Consider the following 20,742-nt stretch of genomic DNA (forward strand, 5'->3'; position numbering starts at 1 on the left):
TCTGATTCGGAAAACCGTTTATTTATATTCCAAGGTCAGCAAATGAAAATCAACAAGTCCTCGTACGGACCAGCAGGCTGGAAAAAGAAAATTCCGGTTGAGTCGTCCTGAGGAACTGTTCATTCAGGCTTTGCGGCTGTTCAATCCGATCTGATTTTGGGCGAGAATGTTTCCGTCCCTTAGTGTGTTTCGAACCAGAGCTCGTATGAGGCTCTGGTTCTTTTTTTTAGGGAGTTGAAAAAGCCTTTTCAACTCCCTCCAGGGACAGATCAGCGGATGACCAACCCGAGAGGCAGGCTTTCGCCAAACATGTCCTGCAGGAAATTCTGATCACGGCCGTGCGGTGAAGCCACGGCCTCAATTTCCCCAGCGTCCGCTCCGGCTTCAAGCAGGCGTTCGATGAAATGCGCGCGCCAGTGTTCATCCAAATCCATGAAGACATCACCGCGGCGGCGGCCGGCCCACCCATAAAACAGGCTGAGTTTTTGCCAGGCCTTGCTGCGCAAGGACAGGGGCTTGAGCTGCTCGGCCCATTCCTCGATCAGGGCGATCGGCAGCACCGCCTCCGGACCGGCATAAAGCGGATAACGGCTCGCCACCCGGGCGAGCGCCCAGATGCGGGCATCGAGCTGATCCTTGTTGCCCGATACGATCTGCTGCAGAAGGGTGCGACCCAGCTGAATTCTCTTCGCAGCATCGGCCCGTTCCAGGCTGGCGGCGAGGCGGATCATCTCCGGTCCGGCTTCACCGATCTTGCGAATGGCCGGCAGAATGCGATCCATGATGCGATTCTGCTGAGCGCGATTCAAACCACCCGCCACGCGCCGCCAGAGCAGATACCATTGCTCCTCCAGTTTTTTCTCGGCGGCACCCTTGCTGTAACCTTGATCAAAGATCCGCCAAAGACTTTGCATGCGTTCGCTGTCACGACTGGCCCCAAAGCCGGGACGCAGACAGAAGCCGGCGAGATAAAGCCAGGCAGCCTCGCCATCGACACCCTTTTGCCGGCGAAACATGGCGTCGGCCAGGGCCGGCCAGAGACCCCGAAGGGTCGCCATATTCCATTCGCTTCTGGGGCCTAGAAATTCCTCCAGAAGCTTCGGAAGTGAAGAAACACCGGGGGCTGGGCCCTGTTTTGGAAAATGCGCGCGTACGGCCTTTTCCGCCTCTGCAAAACGTGGGGGAAGTTTGACATCCTGGGGCGTGCCTGTCTCGCTTACATTGTCTGTCTGGCCCTCAATGGCGAAATCGAGCAGCCACCGCCGGCCGCTGCCATCCTCCGCAAGACAGTGCAGCTCCAGGATGCCGGTTTCCCGGACGATCGCCTGTAAACTGATGGGAATTTCAGCGGCGCCCTTGTCGAGCAGGGTGGAAACCAAAGGCAGCGCCCGCAAGGGGGCGTCGACAGGCGCATCCGTTCCAATGCCTGCACTGCCATCCGGTGAAGCATAGAGCCGAAAAACGACTTCGGAACCAAGGCGCAGTTTCAAACCGGGAATCTGCAGAACAGCCGGCTCTTCCCGTGGCCAGCCGCGTGGAATCAGGCAAACGAGCTGCTCCAATCCTTCCTTGTTCTGCAGCGCCACATAAAGCGACTGCGGATAAGGACTGTGCACCACCGACGACGCCCGGGCTTTCAGTCCCGCATAACGCGCCGCACCACGGGCAATCGCCAGATCCGGATCGGTTTGCTGGAGATGCTGAATCGGATGCGCTGGCTGCCAGCTCTGCAAAACCCTGTGAATATGGTTCTGCAGGGCCTGGGGCAGAAGGGTGCCGCCGGCGAAGAGCACCGCATCAATCGTGGCGCCATCCAGGAAAGCCGCCAGGTGCCGGGTCACCGCCGTATCCTCCGCAAAGGGCAAACCCCAGCTGCGGAGACCTGTGCTGGACGTTTTCTCGGGCCGCGCCTCCCGGCTCACGGCGGGAAAAAATCCCTCCATGATGCTGTGCAAAAGTTCCTGCCTCGTGATGGAAGCCGAGGCATAACCCCCGAGCAGAAGCTGCGGTTTCAGGGGCACGCTGACAAAGAATTCCTCATCGGGCGCGCCCGCTGCGCTCAGCACGTCCTCCTTCAGCTTGCGCACCTGGGAAAGCAGGAGCGACCAGCTGCTGCGTGGGAGTTCATCCGGACCCATTTTTCTCGCCAAAAGATGCGCGAGGTGCAGATCGATGTTATCGCCGCCGAGCAGAATATGTTCGCTGACCTTGATCCGTTCCATATGGGGTTCGGTGGCCGAGCCTTCGACACGCAGCAGCGAAAAATCACTGGTGCCGCCGCCGACGTCACAGATCAGAATCAAACCCGTTTGCCGCTTTTGCGCATCCTTTTGCCAGAAATCATAGAACGCGGCGAGCGGTTCCTCGAGCAGTTGGATGCCTTCCGGATAACCCGCCTGGCGTGCGGCTTCGAGCGTCAATCGCTGGGCCAGCTCATCAAAGGATGCCGGCACTGTGATGACTATGCTCTGTTCGATGAAAGGCTCCGGCTGGGAGGCATCCCAGGCCTCCTTCAGATGTTCGAGGTAGGCGCTTTGCACCATGACGGGACTCAGCTTTTCATCGGCTCCCGCCGCCGCCGAGCCCCAGGGTAAAAATGCAGTCTGCCTTGTGCTGCCCGCACCGACGCTGAGCCAGGACTTGGCCGAATGAATCACGCGGCCTTGATCCTTGAGAACCTCGGCTTTCGCCTCACGCCCCACCACCCATTTCACCTGGGCATCAGGAGCATGCCAGGGGAGACGGCGGCTGCCGTTTTTTTGCAGCGGCTTCGGGAGGATCCAGGTAAAGGAGGGGAGCTTCACATCCTTGAAGAGGCGGCCTTCCCCATCCCACTGCGGAATGTCCAGAAGCTCCACCGGCTGATCATCTCCACCGGCGCGTGGACCAAAGGCCAGGGAGGAATTGGTTGTGCCGAGGTCGATGCCGATCACATAGGAACCGTGGTCCTTGTCAAGCATGCCCGGATCCTGCCTCCTCGCGCAGATGGAATTCAAGATTCCACTGGCGTTCGGATTGGCTATGCTGCATGGCCAGCTGCAGACTGCCCACATCGGTCAGGTCCGCACGCAAATGCACCGGCAATAGCCCCTGTTCCTCTTCACTTTCGATCTGCGCGTGGAGTTCGCTGACCTCCTCCAATTCCCCTTCCGCATCCGGTACGATGGTTCCGAGGCGATCGCCACTGCGCGTGGCGGAACTGAACAGTCGGAACGAAATATCATCGCCGGTCCAAAGACCGAATTCCTGCTCCGGCAAGGCCAAATGCGAACCTTCCTCGGTGCCCTGAGGCAGAATGCAAAGACCACGAAGCGGTCGCACCAGACCGGGAACCGCCGGCTCATTGCTTTCCAAACCGATATAATACGAACGAGCCGCCGCGGCCCTGACCCGCACCCCAACGCCCTGCGCCTGCAGACGTCCGAAGTAGGCCGCGCCAAGCGCCACCGCGTGATCAAAACCCGGACTTTGCAGTTCCTTGATCGTGTGTCCCGCCCAGTTTTGGGCGACGGTGAACACGCGATCCCGCAAGGCCCCGCTATGGAAAACGCCGCCATTGAAGAGGATGGCTGTGGGTGTGACCATCTTCTGATCGGAATGGTAGGCGTCTCCCAAACGTTCCTGCAATTCCTGGGACTGACGAATGGTCGTCTGCGCCTGACGCAGGAATTGCAGCAGATGCCGGGTGATGGCGGGATCATTTTCATAAGGCAGACCCATGCGGGCCAGACCTGTGCTGCGGGTGGGACGTGGAATCTCCTCATCCGCTTTCACAAGTGGGAAGAAACCCTCGACCAAAAGATCCTGTACGGTTTGTTGATGCAATTCATAGCGCAGCGTCTGCGCGAAGAGATTGCTGCCGCGACTGGCGATGGCCAAGGGCCAATGACTTGGAGCATTCAGGGAAAGAAGACCTTCCTTCGCCACCCGCACCTGCTGCTGCAGTGAAAGAAATTGCCAGGTGTCGAGCGTGGTTCCCATCTGCGCCTGCACATGATGCGCCAGCGCCAGATCCATATTATCGCCACCCAAAAGCAGATGACGTCCCACGGCGATGCGATCCAGGCGCAGCATGCGCTGATCCTGCGAGACGGCAATCAAACTGAAATCGCTGGTGCCGCCGCCGATATCGCAGATGAGCACAAGATCCCCGGGTTTCAGGACATCCTGCCAATGCTGTTCGTGAGCGCCGAGCCAGGCATAAAATGCGGCCAGCGGTTCCTCAAGCAAAGTCACGGACGCAAGACCAGCCTGCTTTGCCGCCTCCTCGGTCAGCTGACGCGCGACCAGATCAAACGAGGCGGGAACGGTCAGCACCGTGAGTTCCGGTTGAACATCCTGATGCTTGAGTTCCCAGGCCGCCTGCATATGCCGCAGATAGGCAGCCGAAGCCTGCACGGCGGTCCAGGATTTTTCCTCGGGCGCACCCTGCGGCAGACGCGCAAGTTTTTGTCCGCCATAGCAAAGCCAGGATTTGGCGGAAAGTATGGCTTTCTCGGGATTCAGGAGCGCCAGATCCCGGGCCCAGCGTCCGACCAAAGGTGCATGGCCGGTGATATCCCAGGGCAGGGCGAGATCCGCCGGACTCATATCGCGATGATCCGCGAGATACGCAACGGACGGCAAAAGTTCATGTTCGATAATGCGGCCTGGGCCATCGAGCTGCGCGATCGGCTGCAGACGCCGCACGGAACCGCTGAGATCGGCTTCCGCCATCGCACTATTCGAAGTCCCAAGATCGATGCCGCGCACCAATGGGGTTGTCTCACTCATTGCAGGACCTCACGCGCTTCAATTTCCACCGGAGCCAGAACCGAAGGCAGCGGATCACCGGGCCGCCGGAGCGTGCGCGGAAGATTCATTTTTTTCACTTCCCAGCCGCGATGCAGCACGACGCCCTGAGGCTTCTGCTCCGCCGCGGATTGCTGCAGAATGCGATAACGCGAGCTGTCGAAATCATCCGGCAGCTGGAGATTCTGTCCTTCATTGGCTTCCGCGATGGGCTTGATTTCAAAGGAATCCTGCAGCACACCGCGCAGACCCTGATGCACGACGCGTGCGGCCGCCCCCACCTGGGGATCCGGAAGCCGGGCGATATCGGTCAGGGCGAAATCGAGGAGCCGACTTTTTTCCTGCAGGACGCGCAGGAACATCAGCACCGCGGCATCCTCATTGTCAGCGGCTTTGCTTTCCGCCTCGAGTTGTTGCAGGCGGGCTTGCAGGCTTTGGACTTGATGTTTGCTGGCATTCAATCGTTCATTGAGCTCATCGATTAATTTCATGCCTGGCTTCGGTTCCTTGACCTCTTCCACTTTCCTGCCCTGGAAGCGCAGATGCAGAGCGATAAAGATGAGAGTGGCAACACTCGCAATGAGGCCCGTGTCGAGGCTTCTATTGTAAAGCATGACGCTTGTCGTTATGGCGGAAATAAGGGCGAAGAACCCGAGTATCTGTTTTTGCATGGTCTCCCTCAGCAGTTGGATAGACAGAGGCTCTGTTTTAAACGAGTCCACCCAACCTCACAAGCCTGGAGAATCCCCCTGATGGCCTCAAGTTACGGTAAATTTTGCCGATCGCATGGTCAGAACGCCAGGAGGTCTGCGATGAACCGTATATTTTGGCAATCCGCCCTCGCCGCTACATTTTTCCTAGTGAGTTCACCAGCTTGGGCCAGGGTGACAATCTCGCCCTATGCCAGTATTAAATCAACGAAAAGCGTAACCCCTGGAAAGAAAGACCCTTCCAAGGAAAACGAAACCATCAAACAACGTCAGGAATATGGGATTCAAGCGTCTGTCAGCTTCTGGAAGATCTTTAAAACCCAGCTTTCGGTGGGTCAAAGCCAGCTGACAACGACCTCCAAGGTGTCCGAGGCCGTCGATGAATACGGTAAAATCGACTTTGCCAAGGACCTGAATATGGATACCGATCAGCCGGACAATGAGGTCAAAATTACCGAAACCCAACGCGTTGGAAAGTTTTCCCTGCTGCTGGATCCAAGCTTTTCGATTTTTATCCTGCGTTTTAAAATCGGCGTGACAGCGATGCAGCGTATCATTGACAAGGAAGAGCTGGGTCGGGACCCGACTTCGATCACGGTGGGGCCGACGTACAATCCGCATTCCGGCTTCGGGGCCGGCATTCGCTTCTCGCGCAACATGTACTTCATGGCCGAATACAACTTCTTTCACTACAGCTATCCGACCGAGATCGAGCCGTTTGAGCGGGAACTGGCGGTCAGCTACAACGTCTCCATCTGAACTGTAACTCTTGAGCATTCCTGCTGGAAAGGCTTCCTCCTGGGAAGCCTTTTGTTTTATTACCGCTGCATCGTCATGTTGGTTGCACCATAGCGTGGGCAATCCGGTCGGAGGAAAAACAAGGGAATTTTTATGTCAAAACGTCGATGATTGGAACCGGTCATCTGATAGGTTCCCCGCATACTACCCGTGGCAGTCGCCAGAGGACAGCCGCTGCGATAGGTGTAGGATTCACCAGGCCGAATGATAGGCTGTTTGCCGACCACGCCTTCACCGACCACATGCTCTTCGCGGCCAAGACCATCACGGATCACCCAATGCCGGCTCAACAATTGACAGCTGGACTGGCTGTTGTTGCGAATCGTAATGGTGTAGGAGTAAATAAAGTAGTCGACTCCGCTATTGCTTTCCTTGGCAATAAAATGCGGCTCAACGTTGACAGAGATGCCTTCAGTTTCCGCCAGGTACATAGAGTTCCTCCCTCATGAACAACAGATTCGGAACGCCACTCTCCACGACTACCTTATAACATAGGGTGGCTTTTGCTTCAGCATTGGTTTTTTATGAGAGAGTAAGCGTCGAAATGTACTAGCTGCTGTGCTTGAGGAGTTCGTTGGCCACATCGACGATGCGATCCACTTCGTCCTGGCTTTGGCTGGAGCGTTTGCGGATATCACCGTCCTTTTTATAAAGGGCAATCAAGGTCGTGGCCTTGTCCCCATAGGAGGTCGTGATCGGGCGATTTTCGCGAAGATCCTTGAGAATCAGATACAGCGTCTTCGCACTTTCCATGAGAAGCTGCCAATGCTTTTCCGTCAAGGCATTGTGATCCTCGGAATCTTCATAGGTGCGGGAAATGTCGTCGATGATGGTCGCGAGGTCCTTGACCTTGGCGTAACCCGGCTTGCCGACGAAAAAGGAAAAGGTGCCGATGATGCCGTTAAATCGTTGACCGATCTGCTTCAGGATATCCAGCCGCGAACGGTCCTTGGAAACGGAATTCAGAAGCTCCACGGTTTCCTTGATATGCGCGGACGTCTCGATCAAGGCCAGGGCGGGCCCATCCTTCGAGGCTTGCTCGGGTGGGCTGGGTGGTGGCGGTTCGGGTATGACGCGCCCCCCATGAAACGCCTTGTTGAAATGATTCTGGGCCAGCGGCAGACAGAAGACCTGCGCTTTGGGCAGTAACCCCAGGATGACGTCCTTTTCCTTGCTCTGATAGACTTCATCCAGATAGATCAGAAAGCGCACTTCGGGGTTTTTGGCCCGGCGCTGATAGAGTTCGAGCATGCTCTTGATTTCTTCAGAGCTCATGGGGGACGCATCGATCACGAAGTTCTCGACATCGAGGTCGCGTTCCAGAATCTCCAGGGCATCGCCCATCTTTTCCACGACGAACTTTTCCGCAGCGAACGCCGAGTTATTCAAATGGCCGACAGCTTTACGTTTGAAGTCGCGATCCTTGCAAAGAAGGATGCTCTTCATTTGTTCTTTTCTGAGTCCTACGCGTGCCACTGTCGTTCCCCCTTCTTCCTGGGTTTTCGGACGCACCTTAAAAAATTTGAGGGGGCTGGACCTAAGATATGGAAAAGGCTCCCAGATTTTCTGGGAGCCCTGTCACACTTCGCAATTGGTAAAGGCCCCTGGATCGTCCGGAAGCCCTGTCGCATGGCGGGCTCCTGGATTTATTCCTGTTCCGCGGTGTCGTCTGCTGTGGGGCTGGCGACACGGAACGTATAGATCTGCTGATTGTCCAGTCCCAGGGCTTCGCCGTCCGGCTGAATCCAGAGCGAGCGGCGCAACTCATAGGTGGTGCGGCCCATCAGCTCATAGGACATGATAAAGTCGTTGGTGTTGTTGCGATAGTAGACCGCGCTCAGGGCCGTATCCGCGGGCGTGAGCTGGGGCGGGTTGGGGTTCTTCTCCTGGAAGCCATCATCACCCCAGGCCAGGAACATGGCGATGGTCGCGCCGTCGAGCGGTGAGTTGGGCGGCATGGTTTCATTTTCAATGTGAGCGACGATGCTGCTGGCATTCGCCTGGATCACAGCGAAGTCGGTGTAGTCCGCATGGCAGCTGACACATTCCTTTTGAATCACAGGCTTGATGTGCTCGTCATAGTTGATGGTCGCGGTCAGATTCAGGGCTGTTTGTGGCGCCAGCTCGCCGACCATGATCTTGACGAGATAATTGCAGTTGTCGAGGAGCTGCATCGCATAGGTGCGCGCATCTTCATAGGGCCCGAAGGATTCGTGAACTTTTTCGTCCGTGCAGCGTTCGCCCTGACCTTCTATGCGCCAGGCATAGCCAGTCATCCTCTCCTGGAGGATCGACTGATCCAGCCCCAGATTGCTGCGCGAGGGAAGCATAAAGGAGAAATCAATGAGCCTGGCAGGCTGAGCATCGAGGGCACCGTGCGCGACTTTACGCAGGTTCTGCTCCTCAACTGAGCCACAGGCCGTGCTCAGGACGACGCTTGCCGAAACAGTGACAAAAGGTAAAAGTATACGATTCACGGGGACTTCCTCCAAAAGCTAATCCTGCTTTCGGAGGCATTTTCAATCGGGCTTAAGAGTTCCTGTTTTTGCCGGTCATATCGGGGATATGAAGGGGCCCAATATTTTCAAGATAAAAACCGGCCGCAACACTTTATGCTCCAATAAAATTCCCGCCGCAAATGCGGATGACGCTTCCCGTAACGCCCTGCGAACAGGGGCTGGCCAGAAAACAGATGAGATCCGCAACATCATCCGGCAATCCACCTTGGCCCAAACTGGAAAAACGGCGGGCGATCTGCTTCACCATAAAAGGCACTCGGGCTGTCATGGACGTTTCAATAAAGCCGGGGGCCACAGCATTCGCAGTGATTCCCTGCGCGGCCAGATGTCGGGAGAGGGCCTTGACGAATCCCACCAGGCCGGCTTTCGAGGCGCTGTAATTGGTCTGACCGAAATTGCCGGAAAGACCACTGATGGAGGACATGCAAATGATGCGACCGGTATCCGCAATCCGCCCGCGATGCAGAAGCTCCTGGGTCAACTGCACCACCACCTGCAGATTGATGTTCATCACCTGATCCCAATACTTGCCATCCATCGCAAAGAGAGTGCGATCGCGGGTGATCCCCGCATTATGGACGAGACCATCCAAGGGTGGTGAGGTTTGCAGACGATCGGCGATCTGTTGGGTGGCATCGGCCCGGCCCAGATCCATCATCATGATTTCGCCATCAATATGCTGCGCGAGCTCCTCCAGCGCTTTCTCGTTCTCGGGTCGATCGAGACAGATGACATGCGCGCCCTCTTCCCCAAGCCGGCGGCAGATGGCATAACCGATGCCCTGCGCAGCTCCCGTCACCAGGATGCGCCGACCGGCCAGCGATCCCACCAGGGAAGGCATGGGGCGTGTCGCAGCGATGGCCGTGCAGTCGATCACCTGTCCGGTGATAAACGCGGCATAATCGGAAAGAAGGAAATGGACGATCGGCGCCAGGCGTTCGAGACTATCTGCTGCGGCCTGCACGCGAATGCAATTGACGTTCACACCGCGGGGACCGCTTTCCTTGGCCAGACTCCGCGCAAAACCTTCAATCGCGCTGATGACCGCGTTCTGTTCCGGCGAACCCATTGGATCGGCATCGGCGAGCAGGATGACAATGCGATGATGCGAGCCCAGATGATGGAGTGCGGGGCGGAAGAAATTATAAAGATCCCGCAGCTGGGACGTTTCCCGCAAATCGGTGGCATCGAATAAGGTGCCCTGATAGACCGTGGCCACGACGGGCAAACGGGTGTCTGCTGAAAGTTCCGCCAGACTGCCGAGATGATCCACAGCTGCCTTTTGGGCCTGCAGTCCCGGGATGAGTCGCTCTGCATAAAGTCCGCCCTTGTTGACCAGAACCCGCTTGCCTCCGAGCAGGGCGTCAGACCATGGCCGATAGGATCGCAGAAGGGGGAGCGGGGGACGGATGCCGATTCGCTTGAGTAATTGTCGGGTCACCGAATGACGACTCATCTCGACCAGCGCATCCTGCATGGCAATCTCCTTGTGTGGCCGTTGCGCTGCCTAGACTAGCAAAGCATGCTGCTGCCAGCAAGCGATGTTCATGGATGAAGCGTCCCCGTCTTGTCGGATCGACCAAACCGGGAAATTCAAGTTTTTTGTGGGCGTGCTCTTCCTTTCTTCAAGGTTCCTTTGCATGGGGCCGATAGTCCTGCTGAGAAACCAGGTCAAGCAAGGAAGACACTATGGGGATAGCAGCCAAACCCAAGGCCGTTGCGGAAGAGTTCGATCTCGTTCGAGTGCCGGGCTATACGCACCTTGTCAAGATTTTTGAAAGCCCGCGCAGCGTGGTCTTCAAAGCCATGCGCGATTCCGATCACAAGCAGGTGATTTTGAAGTTGCTCCAGGAGGAATTTCTGGAACGGCACGAAATTGCCCGCTACAAGAATCAGTATCGCATCGTGACGGAATCGGGCTTAACTTGCGCCCCGGTGGCTTTGGCTTATGAAAAGCACCAAAATCTGCCCATGCTCGTCTTCGAGGACACCGGCGGTGTGTCCCTTGAGGAAGTGCTGCGCGCCGGTGCGGTTTCGCTGCTCGAGGGCCTGGACATTGCGAGCAAGCTGGCCAAGGCCCTGGTCGAGATTCACAGCAAGAATATTATTCATAAGGACCTTAACCCCACCAATGTTCTCTATAACCGGGAAACGGGTGACGTCAAAGTCATCGATTTCGGTATTTCGACCAAACTGTTGCGCGAGCAGGCTGAGCTGAGCAGCAGCGGCGTCACCGAAGGCAGTCTGCCCTATATGTCGCCGGAACAGACGGGTCGGATGAACCGCTTTATCGATTATCGCAGCGACTTCTACAGTCTCGGCGTGACGTTCTATCAGCTCTTTACCGGGCGCCTGCCCTTTGAATCCGAGGATCCGCTGCAGCTGATCCACGCGCATATTGCCAAGCGACCCATCCCGCCCCGGCACTTCAATCATCAGATTCCGGAAGTGCTGGCGGATCTGATCCTGAAACTTCTGAGCAAGAACTGCGAGGATCGCTACCAGAGCGCCTGGGGCGTGATGATCGATCTGCAGAAGATTTTCAAAAGTCTCCGCGAGCAAAAAACGGTCGAGAAATTTCCGCTCGGCCTTCAGGATGTGCCCGATCGTTTCCATATCCCTGAGATCCTCTATGGACGGCAGAAGGAACTGGATCAGCTGATCAAAGGCCTGGACAAGGTCTGTGACGGCGGCCGTGAGGTCTTCTTTGTGGCCGGTTATTCCGGGGTGGGCAAGTCCTCGCTGATCCGTGAACTGCAAAAACCGGTGTCCCAGCATAACGGTCACTTCATCACCGGGAAATTCGATCAGTTTCGTCGCAGCACGCCGTATTCCGCATTTGTGGATGCCTTCCGCGAGCTCGTGCGCCAGCTGCTCGGGGAACCGGAGTCCAGCCTCGTCGAGTGGCGCCAAAAGATTTTGCGGGCCTTGGGTCCCAATGGACAGATCATTATCGATGTCCTTCCGGAAGTGGAGCTGGTGATCGGCCCCCAGTCCCCGGTGCCGCCGCTGGGCCCCAATGAAGCGGACAATCGCTTCAAGCTCGTCTTCAAGAATTTCGTCAAGGTCTTCTGCGAAAGCGCGCATCCTTTGGTGCTCCACCTCGATGACCTGCAGTGGATTGATACGGGCTCACTGAAACTCATCGACCTGATGATGCAGGATAAACGCCTGCAGTATTTTTACTTCGTGGGCTCCTATCGCGACAACGAAGTGAGCAGCACCCATCCGCTCGCCATGTATATGCAGGAGCTGGAAGCCCAGGATTTGGCCTTCGGCCGACTGCAGCTCCATTCCCTCGGCGGCCGTGAAGTTTGCCAACTGATTGCGGATGCGCTGTATACCAGCGTGGAACGCGTGCAGCCGCTGGCTTCGCTCGTGCTGGAAAAAACCGGCGGCAATCCCTTCTTCACCGATGAATTTCTGCGTTCGCTCTATACCGATCAGCTGCTCTATTTCAATCCGGAAAAGGGCACCTGGGAATGGGATCTGGAAAAAATCCATTCCGCGAACATGACTGATAACGTTGTCGATCTGATGAGCACCCGCATTCAAAAACTCAGTCAGCCGACGCGTGAACTCATTCAGCTGGCCTCATGCATCGGTCAGACTTTTGACCTCGTAACCCTGGCCCAGGTTGCCGGGCAAAGCATGCAGGAGACGGCCGGGCTCCTGCGCGAAACCATGTCACAGGGTTTGATCGTTCCGATCGGGGATGGCTACCGCCTCGTCGAGCTGGAAATTCCCATCGAAAGCCAGGATCTCCGCATCGAATACAAGTTCACCCATGATCGCATCCAGCAGGCCGCCTATGACCTGATCGATGAGGGCTCGCGCAAGCTCGTTCGCTATAAGGTGGGCCGCAGCCTTTTGGATCTGCATAAGGGTGCGCGGCGCGATGATTATATCTTCGCGATTGTGAATCATCTGAACGGCAGTCTGGAACTGATCCGGACCGACGCCGAGCGCATCGAACTGATCCAGCTCAATCTCTATGCGGCCAAGAAAGCCAAAATTTCCGCGGCCTATCAGACCGCTCTGGAATACCTGCAGGCCGCCGCCACCCAGGAAAAAAACGAGGACTGGGGCAACTATCACACGCTGATGCTCGATCTTTATCGGGAAACGGCCGAGCTGGCTTTCCTGGCCAAAGCCTATGACACGATGCATGAAGCCATCGATGTGGTGCTCGCCCGTGGGCGGACGCTGATCGAAAAAATCCCGGCCTACGAAACCAAGGTGCATGCCGCCGTCGCCCGCAATGATATGCAGGAGGCCATCGCCCTGGGGAAAAAGATCCTCGCCGATCTGGGCGTTCACATTCCGCAGAATCCGAGCTGGATTCGTATCGCCGGCTCCTTCCTGTATACCCATTGGATCGTGCGGAACCGGACCCAGGAGGATTTCCTCAACCTGCCGGAGATGAAGGATCCTCTGCACCTGGCACAAATGCATTTTCTCTATTCCATGGCGCAGGCGATTTTCTATTTCTTCCCGCGTCAGGTGCCGCTGATTTCCGGGAGCCTGATTCGCACCTCACTGCGTTATGGCAATACCTCAACCTCGGCTCTGGCCTATACCACGTATGGCATGCTGATGGCGGCCATGCTGGGTGATGTGAAAACGGGCTACAAGTTTGGTGAACTCGGCATCAAGCTCTATGAGAAGCTGAACGCCAAGGATATCGAATCGGCGACCCTGGTCTGCTTCAATATGTTCATCCGTCCCTGGAAGGATCATATTCGCAGCACCCTGAGACCGCTTCTGCAGGCGCATCAGGCCGGACTGGATGCCGGTGACTTTGAATTCGCCGCGCACGGTGTGTCGGGTTACTGTCTTCGCAGTTTCCTGGTCGGCAGTGAGCTGCGCCCTCTGGCTGAGGAGATGACCAAGTTCTCCGTGGTCACCGAGCAGCTCGGACAGCGCGGGGATGAGGAGCAACTGCGGCTCTATCATGAAGCGATTCAAAATCTGATCGAACTCAAGAGCCACCCTCCGCATGTTCTGAAGGGGGATACCTTTGATGAGGAGCGCATGCTTCCCATCTATGAGCATAACCACGATGCCAATGGCCTCTTCAGCACCTGGTTCCTGAAGTGTCTGCTGGCCTATACCTTCGACAATGCTGAAGAGGCGCTGGCCGCAGCCCGCAAGGCGGCCCCTCTTTTCAAAGTGGTCATGGGTACCGTGACCGGTGCCGTCTTCTTCTACTACTACTGCCTTGCTCTGATGCGTCGCTGGACTATGCTGACCCCTGCCGAGCGGAAGGTCGCCGGTCGTATCATCAAAAAGAATTTCGCTCGTTATAAGAAATGGAGCCGCATGGCTCCGATGAACTTTCAGCATAAGCATGCTCTTTTACGCGCCGAATGGCTGGCCCTGCGTGGCAAGCCCTATGATGCGCAGCAGGCCTATGATGAGGCGATCGCGCTCGCCAAGGCCAACCAGTATCTGCAGGATGAAGCTCTGGCCAACGAACTGGCGGCCAAGTTCCATCTGACCCAGGGCCGTCACACGGCAGCCTATGCTTACATGAAGCGGGCCCGTTACAACTACGAGCGTTGGGGTGCGACAGCCAAATCCCGCATGCTCGAAGAGAAGTATCCGCAGATGCTCAGCGGTCACATGGGCGAACGCGCTCTCACCGGCTCGCTCGCCACGATGTCCTCATCGACGATCGACATCACGACCCTGAAGCGCGCGCTCCTGGCGATAGCGGAGGAGAATGTCCACAGCCGCATGCTGGAGAAAATCATTTCCAGTGCCATTGAATTCGCCGGCGCCCAGAAAGGAGCTTTGCTCCTGCGCAAGGAAGGGGAGTTCTTCATCGAAGCGGAAAGCTCGGTGGATCAGGAGGCTCCGAAAATTCTGCAGTCCGTGGCGGTGGAACACAGCCATAACCTGTCCAAGATGGTCATCAACTATGTGCGTCGTGCGCGCAAGGGCATCGTCATCGACAATGCGAGCATCGCCCAGGATGTCCTGCCCGGCTTGCATCGCGAGCCTTATATTCAAAAGAACAAGGTCTGGTCGATCCTCTGTATTCCCATTACCGTAGGCATCGGAGCCGAGACCGAAATCGTCGGGCTCTTGTATCTCGAAAATAATCGGGCCAACAGCACGTTCACGGCGGAACGCATTGAAACGCTCGAGATCATCTGTCTCGCGGCCGCAGGACGTCTGGAACTGTCCGTGAAGGCTGCGACCGATGGTCTGACGGGACTTTATAACCACGACTATTTCCAAAGCATGCTCGAACAGGAAATGCTGCAGTCCCAGCGCAACCTGCGCAACCTTTCGCTGATCCTGATCGACATCGACCATTTCAAGGGTTTCAACGACAAGTGGGGCCATCAGATCGGTGACCTCGTCCTGAAACGCGTCGCCGGCGCCATCCGCGACACCTGCCGGAAATCGGATGTGGTGGCCCGCTATGGTGGTGAGGAAATGGCCGTCATCCTTCCCGAAACCAGTCCCGACATGGCCACGCTGGTGGCAGAGCGGATTCGCAAAGCGGTCGAGACCATGGCCATTCCCCATGGCGACACCACGCTGAAGGTCACCATTTCCCTGGGCGTGAGTTATCTCGCCGAGGATGTGAAGGACAAGACCATTCTGGTGGAAAAGGCCGATGAAGCGCTCTACACGTCCAAGCGGGAAGGCCGAAACCGGGTGACAGTCGCCTGATCCCGGTTCCTGACTGTCGAGAAAGCTGACAGGAGTCGGGTCTTTGACCTCATATTCTTTCCGTATTTTCCAATCATTCCAATAAATTAAGCTTGGGATCCGAACTTGCTCTTTTAGGCCCAAGGCGCATAGCGCGCCTTGGCCAAGAGGTAAGTTCTTATGGATATGGATCAAAACCAGCTGCCTGAACCGAAAAGCGGAGTTCCTCAGCCAAAGTCGATTGAAGGGATTCGCATTGAAGCGCCCCAAACATGGCGCCCGACGCCCCACGTCTGGCAAACCGATGATCTGGGTCGCGCGAGTCTGCGCTTTAGTCCCGATTTGAAACGCATGCTGAACCGGGAAACGGTCCAGCGCCCCGTCCAACGCTTTTTGAAGCGATTCATGGACATCGTCCTGACCGGAAGTGCCCTGATTTTGCTGGCTCCAATCGCCGGTATGATCATTCTGGCGATCAAGCTGGACAGTCCCGGCCCGGTTTATTTCTCGCAAACGCGTGTCGGTCGTGGCGGGCGTCTTTTCCGTCTGCATAAATTTCGGACCATGGTGACCAATGCTGAGGAGTTGAAACAAACGCTTCTCGCAAAAAATGAACTCGATGGTCCGGTGTTTAAAATCCGCAATGACCCGAGAGTCACGCGGGTCGGACGTTTTCTGCGCAAGACCAGTCTGGATGAATTGCCTCAACTTTGGAATGTTCTGATCGGCGACATGAGTCTGGTCGGCCCGCGTCCCGCTCTACCCTCGGAAGTGGTTCACTGGGAAAAATGGCAATGCCGTCGTCTGGTGGTCGAGCAGGGCTGCACCTGCATCTGGCAGGTGAGTGGACGCAGCAATCTGTCTTTCAAGGAATGGATGCGGATGGACATGGAATACGTCTACAATTGGTCACTGTGGCTGGATTTGAAGCTGATCGTGCTGACCATCTGGGTAATGCTGACTGGCCGCGGCGCCTACTGAGGGGCCGCAGCCCGTACTTCAGGGCTTTTTGTTATCGGGTCTGGCTTCAATCCACGTTGTCACAAGCCAGACGAGTGACCACAGCTCCTCTTTTTTCAAGACTGCCCCAAACGGAGGCATCACTTCCTCATTACGCCCGTTTATAATCGTGAACGCCACTTCATGCGGCGCGCGACCGTATTTGATCGGCCACTCATGAAAGTTGGTTGGGATAACGGGCAGACTGTCGCCACCGGGTCCATCTCCCCGGCCTTCGGCGCCATGGCAGGTCGCACAGTGCAGTTTGAAGAGGGCGCGAGCTTTGTCGGCCTGATTCTTCAATCCGGCGAACTTCTTCGCTTCCTGCTCCAGAACATCCAGCTGGGCTTTTTCCTGGGGCGTGGGAACCCAGTCGTTGCGAATTTCGCCCGACGGCCGTGCGGTTAAAGGAAAGTTGGCGTGGGTCGCATCCTGCGGCGTGGCAGCCGCTGGCGAGGCTTCGGCAGGTGCTGGTGCCGACTCCGTGGGCTTCTTCTTCGTGCAGGACATGAGCTGTAAGGATAGGCAGACAGGAATGATCCAGGCAAGACGCATATTGAATTCTCCTTATGTAAGAAAAATTTTAAAGCCTTGGCGTCAATTCCTGCAAGCATTCAAAGCCTCTTTTTATCAGTTGAGGTTCGCGCGCTGTTTTTTTAAGATGGGGACGTTATCGCATCACGGAGGGAAATCTATTGTTTAAGAAATTGCGTCGCCTGTTTGGGTTCAAGGACTCGGAGAAAAGTTTGGAAGATCGGCTCTTCGCTAATATTCTGGTGCCAAGGGAACCACGCGATTATTTCAAATGGTTCTATAACAGCTGATCGGTGGAGGGGGATGGGTACAAGGCCACAAATCCCCCACCTTTTCCCTGCGGCATGAAATCATAAACGCTGCTGGCAATAGGGTCCGGAGAGCTGAAGCAGGTAATCCCGCCCTTCTGTGACAACGGTCAACTCGCTGCTGCCGCCGTTCTGAAAATACTCTTCCTCATAGCTATGGCTGCTCAGTGGACCCCAGGCGTCGCTGACTTCAAGCTCAATCTGACCCGCAACATTGCGCCAGTCGATGCGCAAATCACCGCTGAGCCAGGGACTGTCCACATCAATCGAACCCCCATGGGCGCTGTCCCAAAGGTCAATACATTCGTTAGCCAGTATGTTCCGGCGGCCGGACATTTCGCTAAGAGTCATGGATACATAGTGATCGACGCGGGCCGGGCGATCGTGATAGATTTCGACCCCACAGGCAAATAAGAGGGGGATGAAAGCCAGAGGACTGAATCGGGTAAGGATCTCGTAGTTCATGGTGCATTTCTCCTTTGGTGCACAAGGCGCGCTCAAAGCCCTGGTGCAAGGCACGTTCCCGTGGTCATGCAGGGAAAACCTGAAGATTGCTTGTATTTTTTGGCGTACAATGCCCCGAAAAGAGCCGGTTCCCGGCAACAGCTGTGCTGCGCCCGACACAGGCGTAGTGGGTCAAGGAACAGGAGGACGAGCTGATGGATCAGAATACAATGGCGCCGGAAACCCTTTGCAGCCACCTGGAAACCCGGCTGCTGCCAGCTGACAACTACGCCCTGGCCACCCCGATTTATCAAAGTGTGAAGTTTGCCGTCGAGGATTTTGATGAGCTCAAACGGATCTTCCGCAACGAGCGCACCGGCTATTTTTACTCGCGTCATGGCAATCCCACCGTGGCCCAGCTGGAAAACCTTTTGGCTCAACTGCAGGGCCAGGAAGCCGGGCTCGCGACCAGCACCGGCATCGCGGCCCTGGCCGGCACGCTTTTAAGTCTTTTGAAGTCGGGAGATCGGCTGGTTTATTTTATTGAATCCTATCGTCCCTCGCGGGTCTTTGCGGAAAAGATCCTGCGGAAAATGGGAGTGCAGCTGACCCGCCTTTCGATTGACGACAAGGCCGGGATTCAAGCCGCCCTGGCCCTGCCTGATACCAAGGCCGTCATGTTTGAAAGCATGACCAACCCGCAGGTTCGGGCCCCCGATATCGATTTCATCTGCACCCACGCGAAACAGCATAAGGTGCTGACCATACTCGATCATACCTTTGCTGGTTTTCAGAAGCTGAAAGTGGAAAACTGTGATGTCGTGATTCATAGTCTCACCAAATTCGCCAGCGGCCATGGCGATGTCATGGGCGGCATGATCCTGACCAGCCAGAGCTTGCGCCATGAACTTGAGGAAAACCTGATTCTGCTCGGGGCGACCCTCGATCCTCACGCGGCGTATTTGATCCTGCGGGGCATGAAAACCTATCATTTGCGGCGCCGCGCGCAGTGTGAGAACGCTCTGGCCATCGCGCAATGGCTGGAAGAGCATCCCAAGATCGCCAGCGTCAGTTACCCTGGTTTGCCCAGTCATCCCCAACATGCCCATTTCCGTGAAGCCTATGAGGACTTCGGCAGCATGCTCCTCTTCAGTTTGCAGAATAAGGATTATTCCATCGAGGATATCGTGGCCCGTGGTCAACTCTTTAAACTCGCGGCCAGCCTTGGGTCCACGGAATCGCTCATTACTCCGGCGCTGTTTTTCTTTGCCGGGGATCTGAGTGCCGAGGAGCGCGTTAAAGTCGGTATCGATGCGACCTCCATTCGTTTATCCATCGGAATTGAAAACGTTGCGGATCTGATCCGTGACCTTAACCAGCTTTTGGATCGCGTGAACTAAAGGATCGACAGGTTATGGATGATACGCGGGCTTTGAAAATCGCCTGGTGGGTTCGCTGTTTTTTTGCAACGGTCGCCTTGTTTTTGCCGCTCGGGCATCCGCATGTCTGGAGGCAGATCGATACCCTGGGGGTCAGCCTGCGTTACTGGCTGCGTTGGACAGTCGAAACGCAAAGTCCCTGGCCGCTTCTCCCGGCGGTTCTGCACAGCGGGGAGAGTTCAGGCCTTATGGCCATGGAATGGCCGCTTCTGAACCTTCTGGCGGCTCCTGTTTTTCAATTCGGACCGGCCTGGGGAACGACTTTGGCGCGTGCGCTGGTGCTGATGCTCAACCTTGCCCTGGTGCTCTGGAATCTTCGCCTCTGGCGCGGACTGAAGCCGGGTGATGTTGAAGCCAGCCGGGCCTTCCGATGGATGCCTCTGATCGGCCTTGGCCTGGTCTTTTTTCCCAAATTCATTCCGGATGCGACCGCCATGCTGCTGGTGCTGGCCGCCACCAGTTTTCTGTATCAGCAGAGAAATTACGGCCTCGCGACTCTGCTCCTGCTGTGCGGTTTTCTGATGAAACCCACGTCGGTGATCGTGCTGGCGCTTTTGCTGCTGGCGCCTGAGCTCAAGGACGCCTTGCGTCGTGCCTTGCCTTCCTTGGCTTTGTCCTTCGGTGTCACAGTCCTCTACTATTTGAAAGGCACCCGCTGGATTCAATCCCTGGCCGGTGGGGAATCGCTTTATCGCGTGGATCCGCAACATCCCTGGCAGGCTCTGCAGGAATTTCTGAGCGAGCTGCCGCAACTCGGCGATCTTTTTTTGCAGGGACTGAGTTTCTATGCAGGACTGCCTTTGCTTTTCGGACTTGCCGTCTTCAGAAAAACCCGAGCCCTGACCCGCCTTTGGCTGCTTCTTCTGTTACAGATCCTGGCCATTGCAGTGCTGGATGGAGCGCACAGCTATTATCACCGTTATTATTTCATGGGAACTCTTCCCTTTGTCTGTTTGATCCTCCAGGCGGCCCTCGATGACCTCAGTCACTCGGAGTCGGGACGGCGGTTTCGTCTGGTGCTCCTGCTGCTGATCGGAGGCAGCGCCGCCACATATATGGCCTATGAATGGCGTCCCTTCTATATCGAGACACCGGCGGAACGCTTTCTTGCCTTTGAGGACTGTCATGAGCTCAAGGAGCGCCTCCCTGATTGGCCCTGGGACCAGGCGACCATTTTTCGCACCACACCACGGCCTTATCCCCTGGTCGGACTCTGCTTTGGGGAGCGGGTGGGATCCGAGCGTTCCCCCTTTGGGCTCTTTGTTGATAGCGATCCTTTGCCGGCGGGTTGCAAGGAAGTCGCGCGGGCCGGTCATGTAATTGGTGCGGCCTGTACATTTTAATGAGGTTCTCATGCGAGCCGCACCATCGGTGCCTTGATTATCCTGCACTGCGGAAATGTTGTCGCGACACCGTAGGGAAAATTGAACAGGCCCTCGTTGGGATTGAGAAGCGCTGAGGATCCCAGGGTTGAGCTGTGACGCGGCGGCAAGCGCATGAGCTCGCGTTCCCTTGGAATTGGACCCTGATTTGC

At 56.3% G+C, this 20,742-nt stretch carries 14 protein-coding genes; 5 read left to right on the forward strand and 9 right to left on the reverse strand.

All coding sequences use genetic code 11. The features are described from left to right. Positions 1–269 precede the first annotated feature (269 nt). The 3 genes from OLTU_RS11975 to OLTU_RS11985 are packed head-to-tail and all read right to left on the reverse strand — an operon-like array spanning position 270 to position 5,462. Positions 270–2,960, reverse strand: a complete 2,691-nt coding sequence (locus OLTU_RS11975; protein WP_176736546.1) for a hsp70 family protein — start codon at positions 2,958–2,960, stop codon at positions 270–272. Then, positions 2,953–4,773 (reverse strand): Hsp70 family protein, encoded by a 1,821-nt coding sequence (locus OLTU_RS11980; RefSeq protein WP_141732998.1) that lies wholly within the window; start codon positions 4,771–4,773, stop codon positions 2,953–2,955. The genes OLTU_RS11975 and OLTU_RS11980 overlap by 8 nt, the downstream gene beginning before the upstream one ends. Further along, entirely contained in the window at positions 4,770–5,462 is a 693-nt protein-coding gene (locus OLTU_RS11985) for a DUF2760 domain-containing protein (protein WP_141732999.1), read from the reverse strand. The genes OLTU_RS11980 and OLTU_RS11985 overlap by 4 nt, the downstream gene beginning before the upstream one ends. Positions 5,463–5,603: 141 nt before the next feature. Between OLTU_RS11985 and OLTU_RS11990 the strand changes: the two genes are divergently transcribed. Next, positions 5,604–6,260, forward strand: a complete 657-nt coding sequence (locus OLTU_RS11990) for an acyloxyacyl hydrolase (protein ID WP_141733000.1) — start codon at positions 5,604–5,606, stop codon at positions 6,258–6,260. Between the two features lie 59 nt (positions 6,261–6,319). Here OLTU_RS11990 and apaG read toward each other — a convergent pair whose 3' ends face one another. From apaG to OLTU_RS12010, 4 genes are all read right to left on the reverse strand, one after another. After that, positions 6,320–6,730, reverse strand: coding sequence for a Co2+/Mg2+ efflux facilitator ApaG/CorD (apaG, locus tag OLTU_RS11995; RefSeq protein ID WP_141733001.1), 411 nt, complete (start codon positions 6,728–6,730; stop codon positions 6,320–6,322). Between the two features lie 118 nt (positions 6,731–6,848). Then, on the reverse strand, positions 6,849–7,745 hold the full coding sequence (locus OLTU_RS12000; RefSeq protein WP_141733002.1) for a hypothetical protein: 897 nt from the start codon (positions 7,743–7,745) through the stop codon (positions 6,849–6,851). Positions 7,746–7,945: 200 nt separating this feature from the next. After that, the gene (locus OLTU_RS12005) at positions 7,946–8,776 is read right to left on the reverse strand and encodes a hypothetical protein (RefSeq protein WP_141733003.1); all 831 of its coding nucleotides are present in this window, start codon (positions 8,774–8,776) and stop codon (positions 7,946–7,948) included. Between the two features lie 133 nt (positions 8,777–8,909). After that, on the reverse strand, positions 8,910–10,295 hold the full coding sequence (locus OLTU_RS12010) for a 3-oxoacyl-ACP reductase (protein WP_141733004.1): 1,386 nt from the start codon (positions 10,293–10,295) through the stop codon (positions 8,910–8,912). Between the two features lie 212 nt (positions 10,296–10,507). Here OLTU_RS12010 and OLTU_RS12015 point away from each other — a divergent pair, with 212 nt between their 5' ends. Then, complete coding sequence (locus OLTU_RS12015) at positions 10,508–15,505, forward strand: diguanylate cyclase (protein WP_141733005.1); 4,998 nt, start codon at positions 10,508–10,510, stop codon at positions 15,503–15,505. 159 nt (positions 15,506–15,664) lie between these two features. Then, complete coding sequence (locus OLTU_RS12020; protein ID WP_141733006.1) at positions 15,665–16,465, forward strand: sugar transferase; 801 nt, start codon at positions 15,665–15,667, stop codon at positions 16,463–16,465. Between the two features lie 18 nt (positions 16,466–16,483). On the opposite strand, the gene OLTU_RS12025 is transcribed toward OLTU_RS12020, so the two are convergent. Both OLTU_RS12025 and OLTU_RS12030 read right to left on the reverse strand, forming a co-directional pair. Continuing rightward, positions 16,484–17,038: a c-type cytochrome gene (locus OLTU_RS12025; RefSeq protein WP_141733007.1), complete on the reverse strand. Its 555-nt coding sequence runs from the start codon at positions 17,036–17,038 to the stop codon at positions 16,484–16,486. A 329-nt stretch (positions 17,039–17,367) separates the two neighbouring features. Beyond that, positions 17,368–17,790 (reverse strand): hypothetical protein, encoded by a 423-nt coding sequence (locus OLTU_RS12030; RefSeq protein WP_141733008.1) that lies wholly within the window; start codon positions 17,788–17,790, stop codon positions 17,368–17,370. A gap of 194 nt (positions 17,791–17,984) precedes the next feature. On the opposite strand from OLTU_RS12030, the gene OLTU_RS12035 reads away from it, so the two are divergent. Together OLTU_RS12035 and OLTU_RS12040 are read left to right on the forward strand one after the other, a co-directional pair. After that, positions 17,985–19,169 (forward strand): trans-sulfuration enzyme family protein, encoded by a 1,185-nt coding sequence (locus tag OLTU_RS12035; RefSeq protein WP_141733009.1) that lies wholly within the window; start codon positions 17,985–17,987, stop codon positions 19,167–19,169. A 14-nt stretch (positions 19,170–19,183) separates the two neighbouring features. Continuing rightward, positions 19,184–20,551 (forward strand): hypothetical protein, encoded by a 1,368-nt coding sequence (locus OLTU_RS12040; protein ID WP_141733010.1) that lies wholly within the window; start codon positions 19,184–19,186, stop codon positions 20,549–20,551. Positions 20,552–20,742 lie beyond the last annotated feature (191 nt).

The sequence above is a fragment of the Oligoflexus tunisiensis genome, from assembly GCF_001748245.1.
Taxonomy (GTDB): Bacteria; Bdellovibrionota_B; Oligoflexia; order Oligoflexales; family Oligoflexaceae; genus Oligoflexus; species Oligoflexus tunisiensis.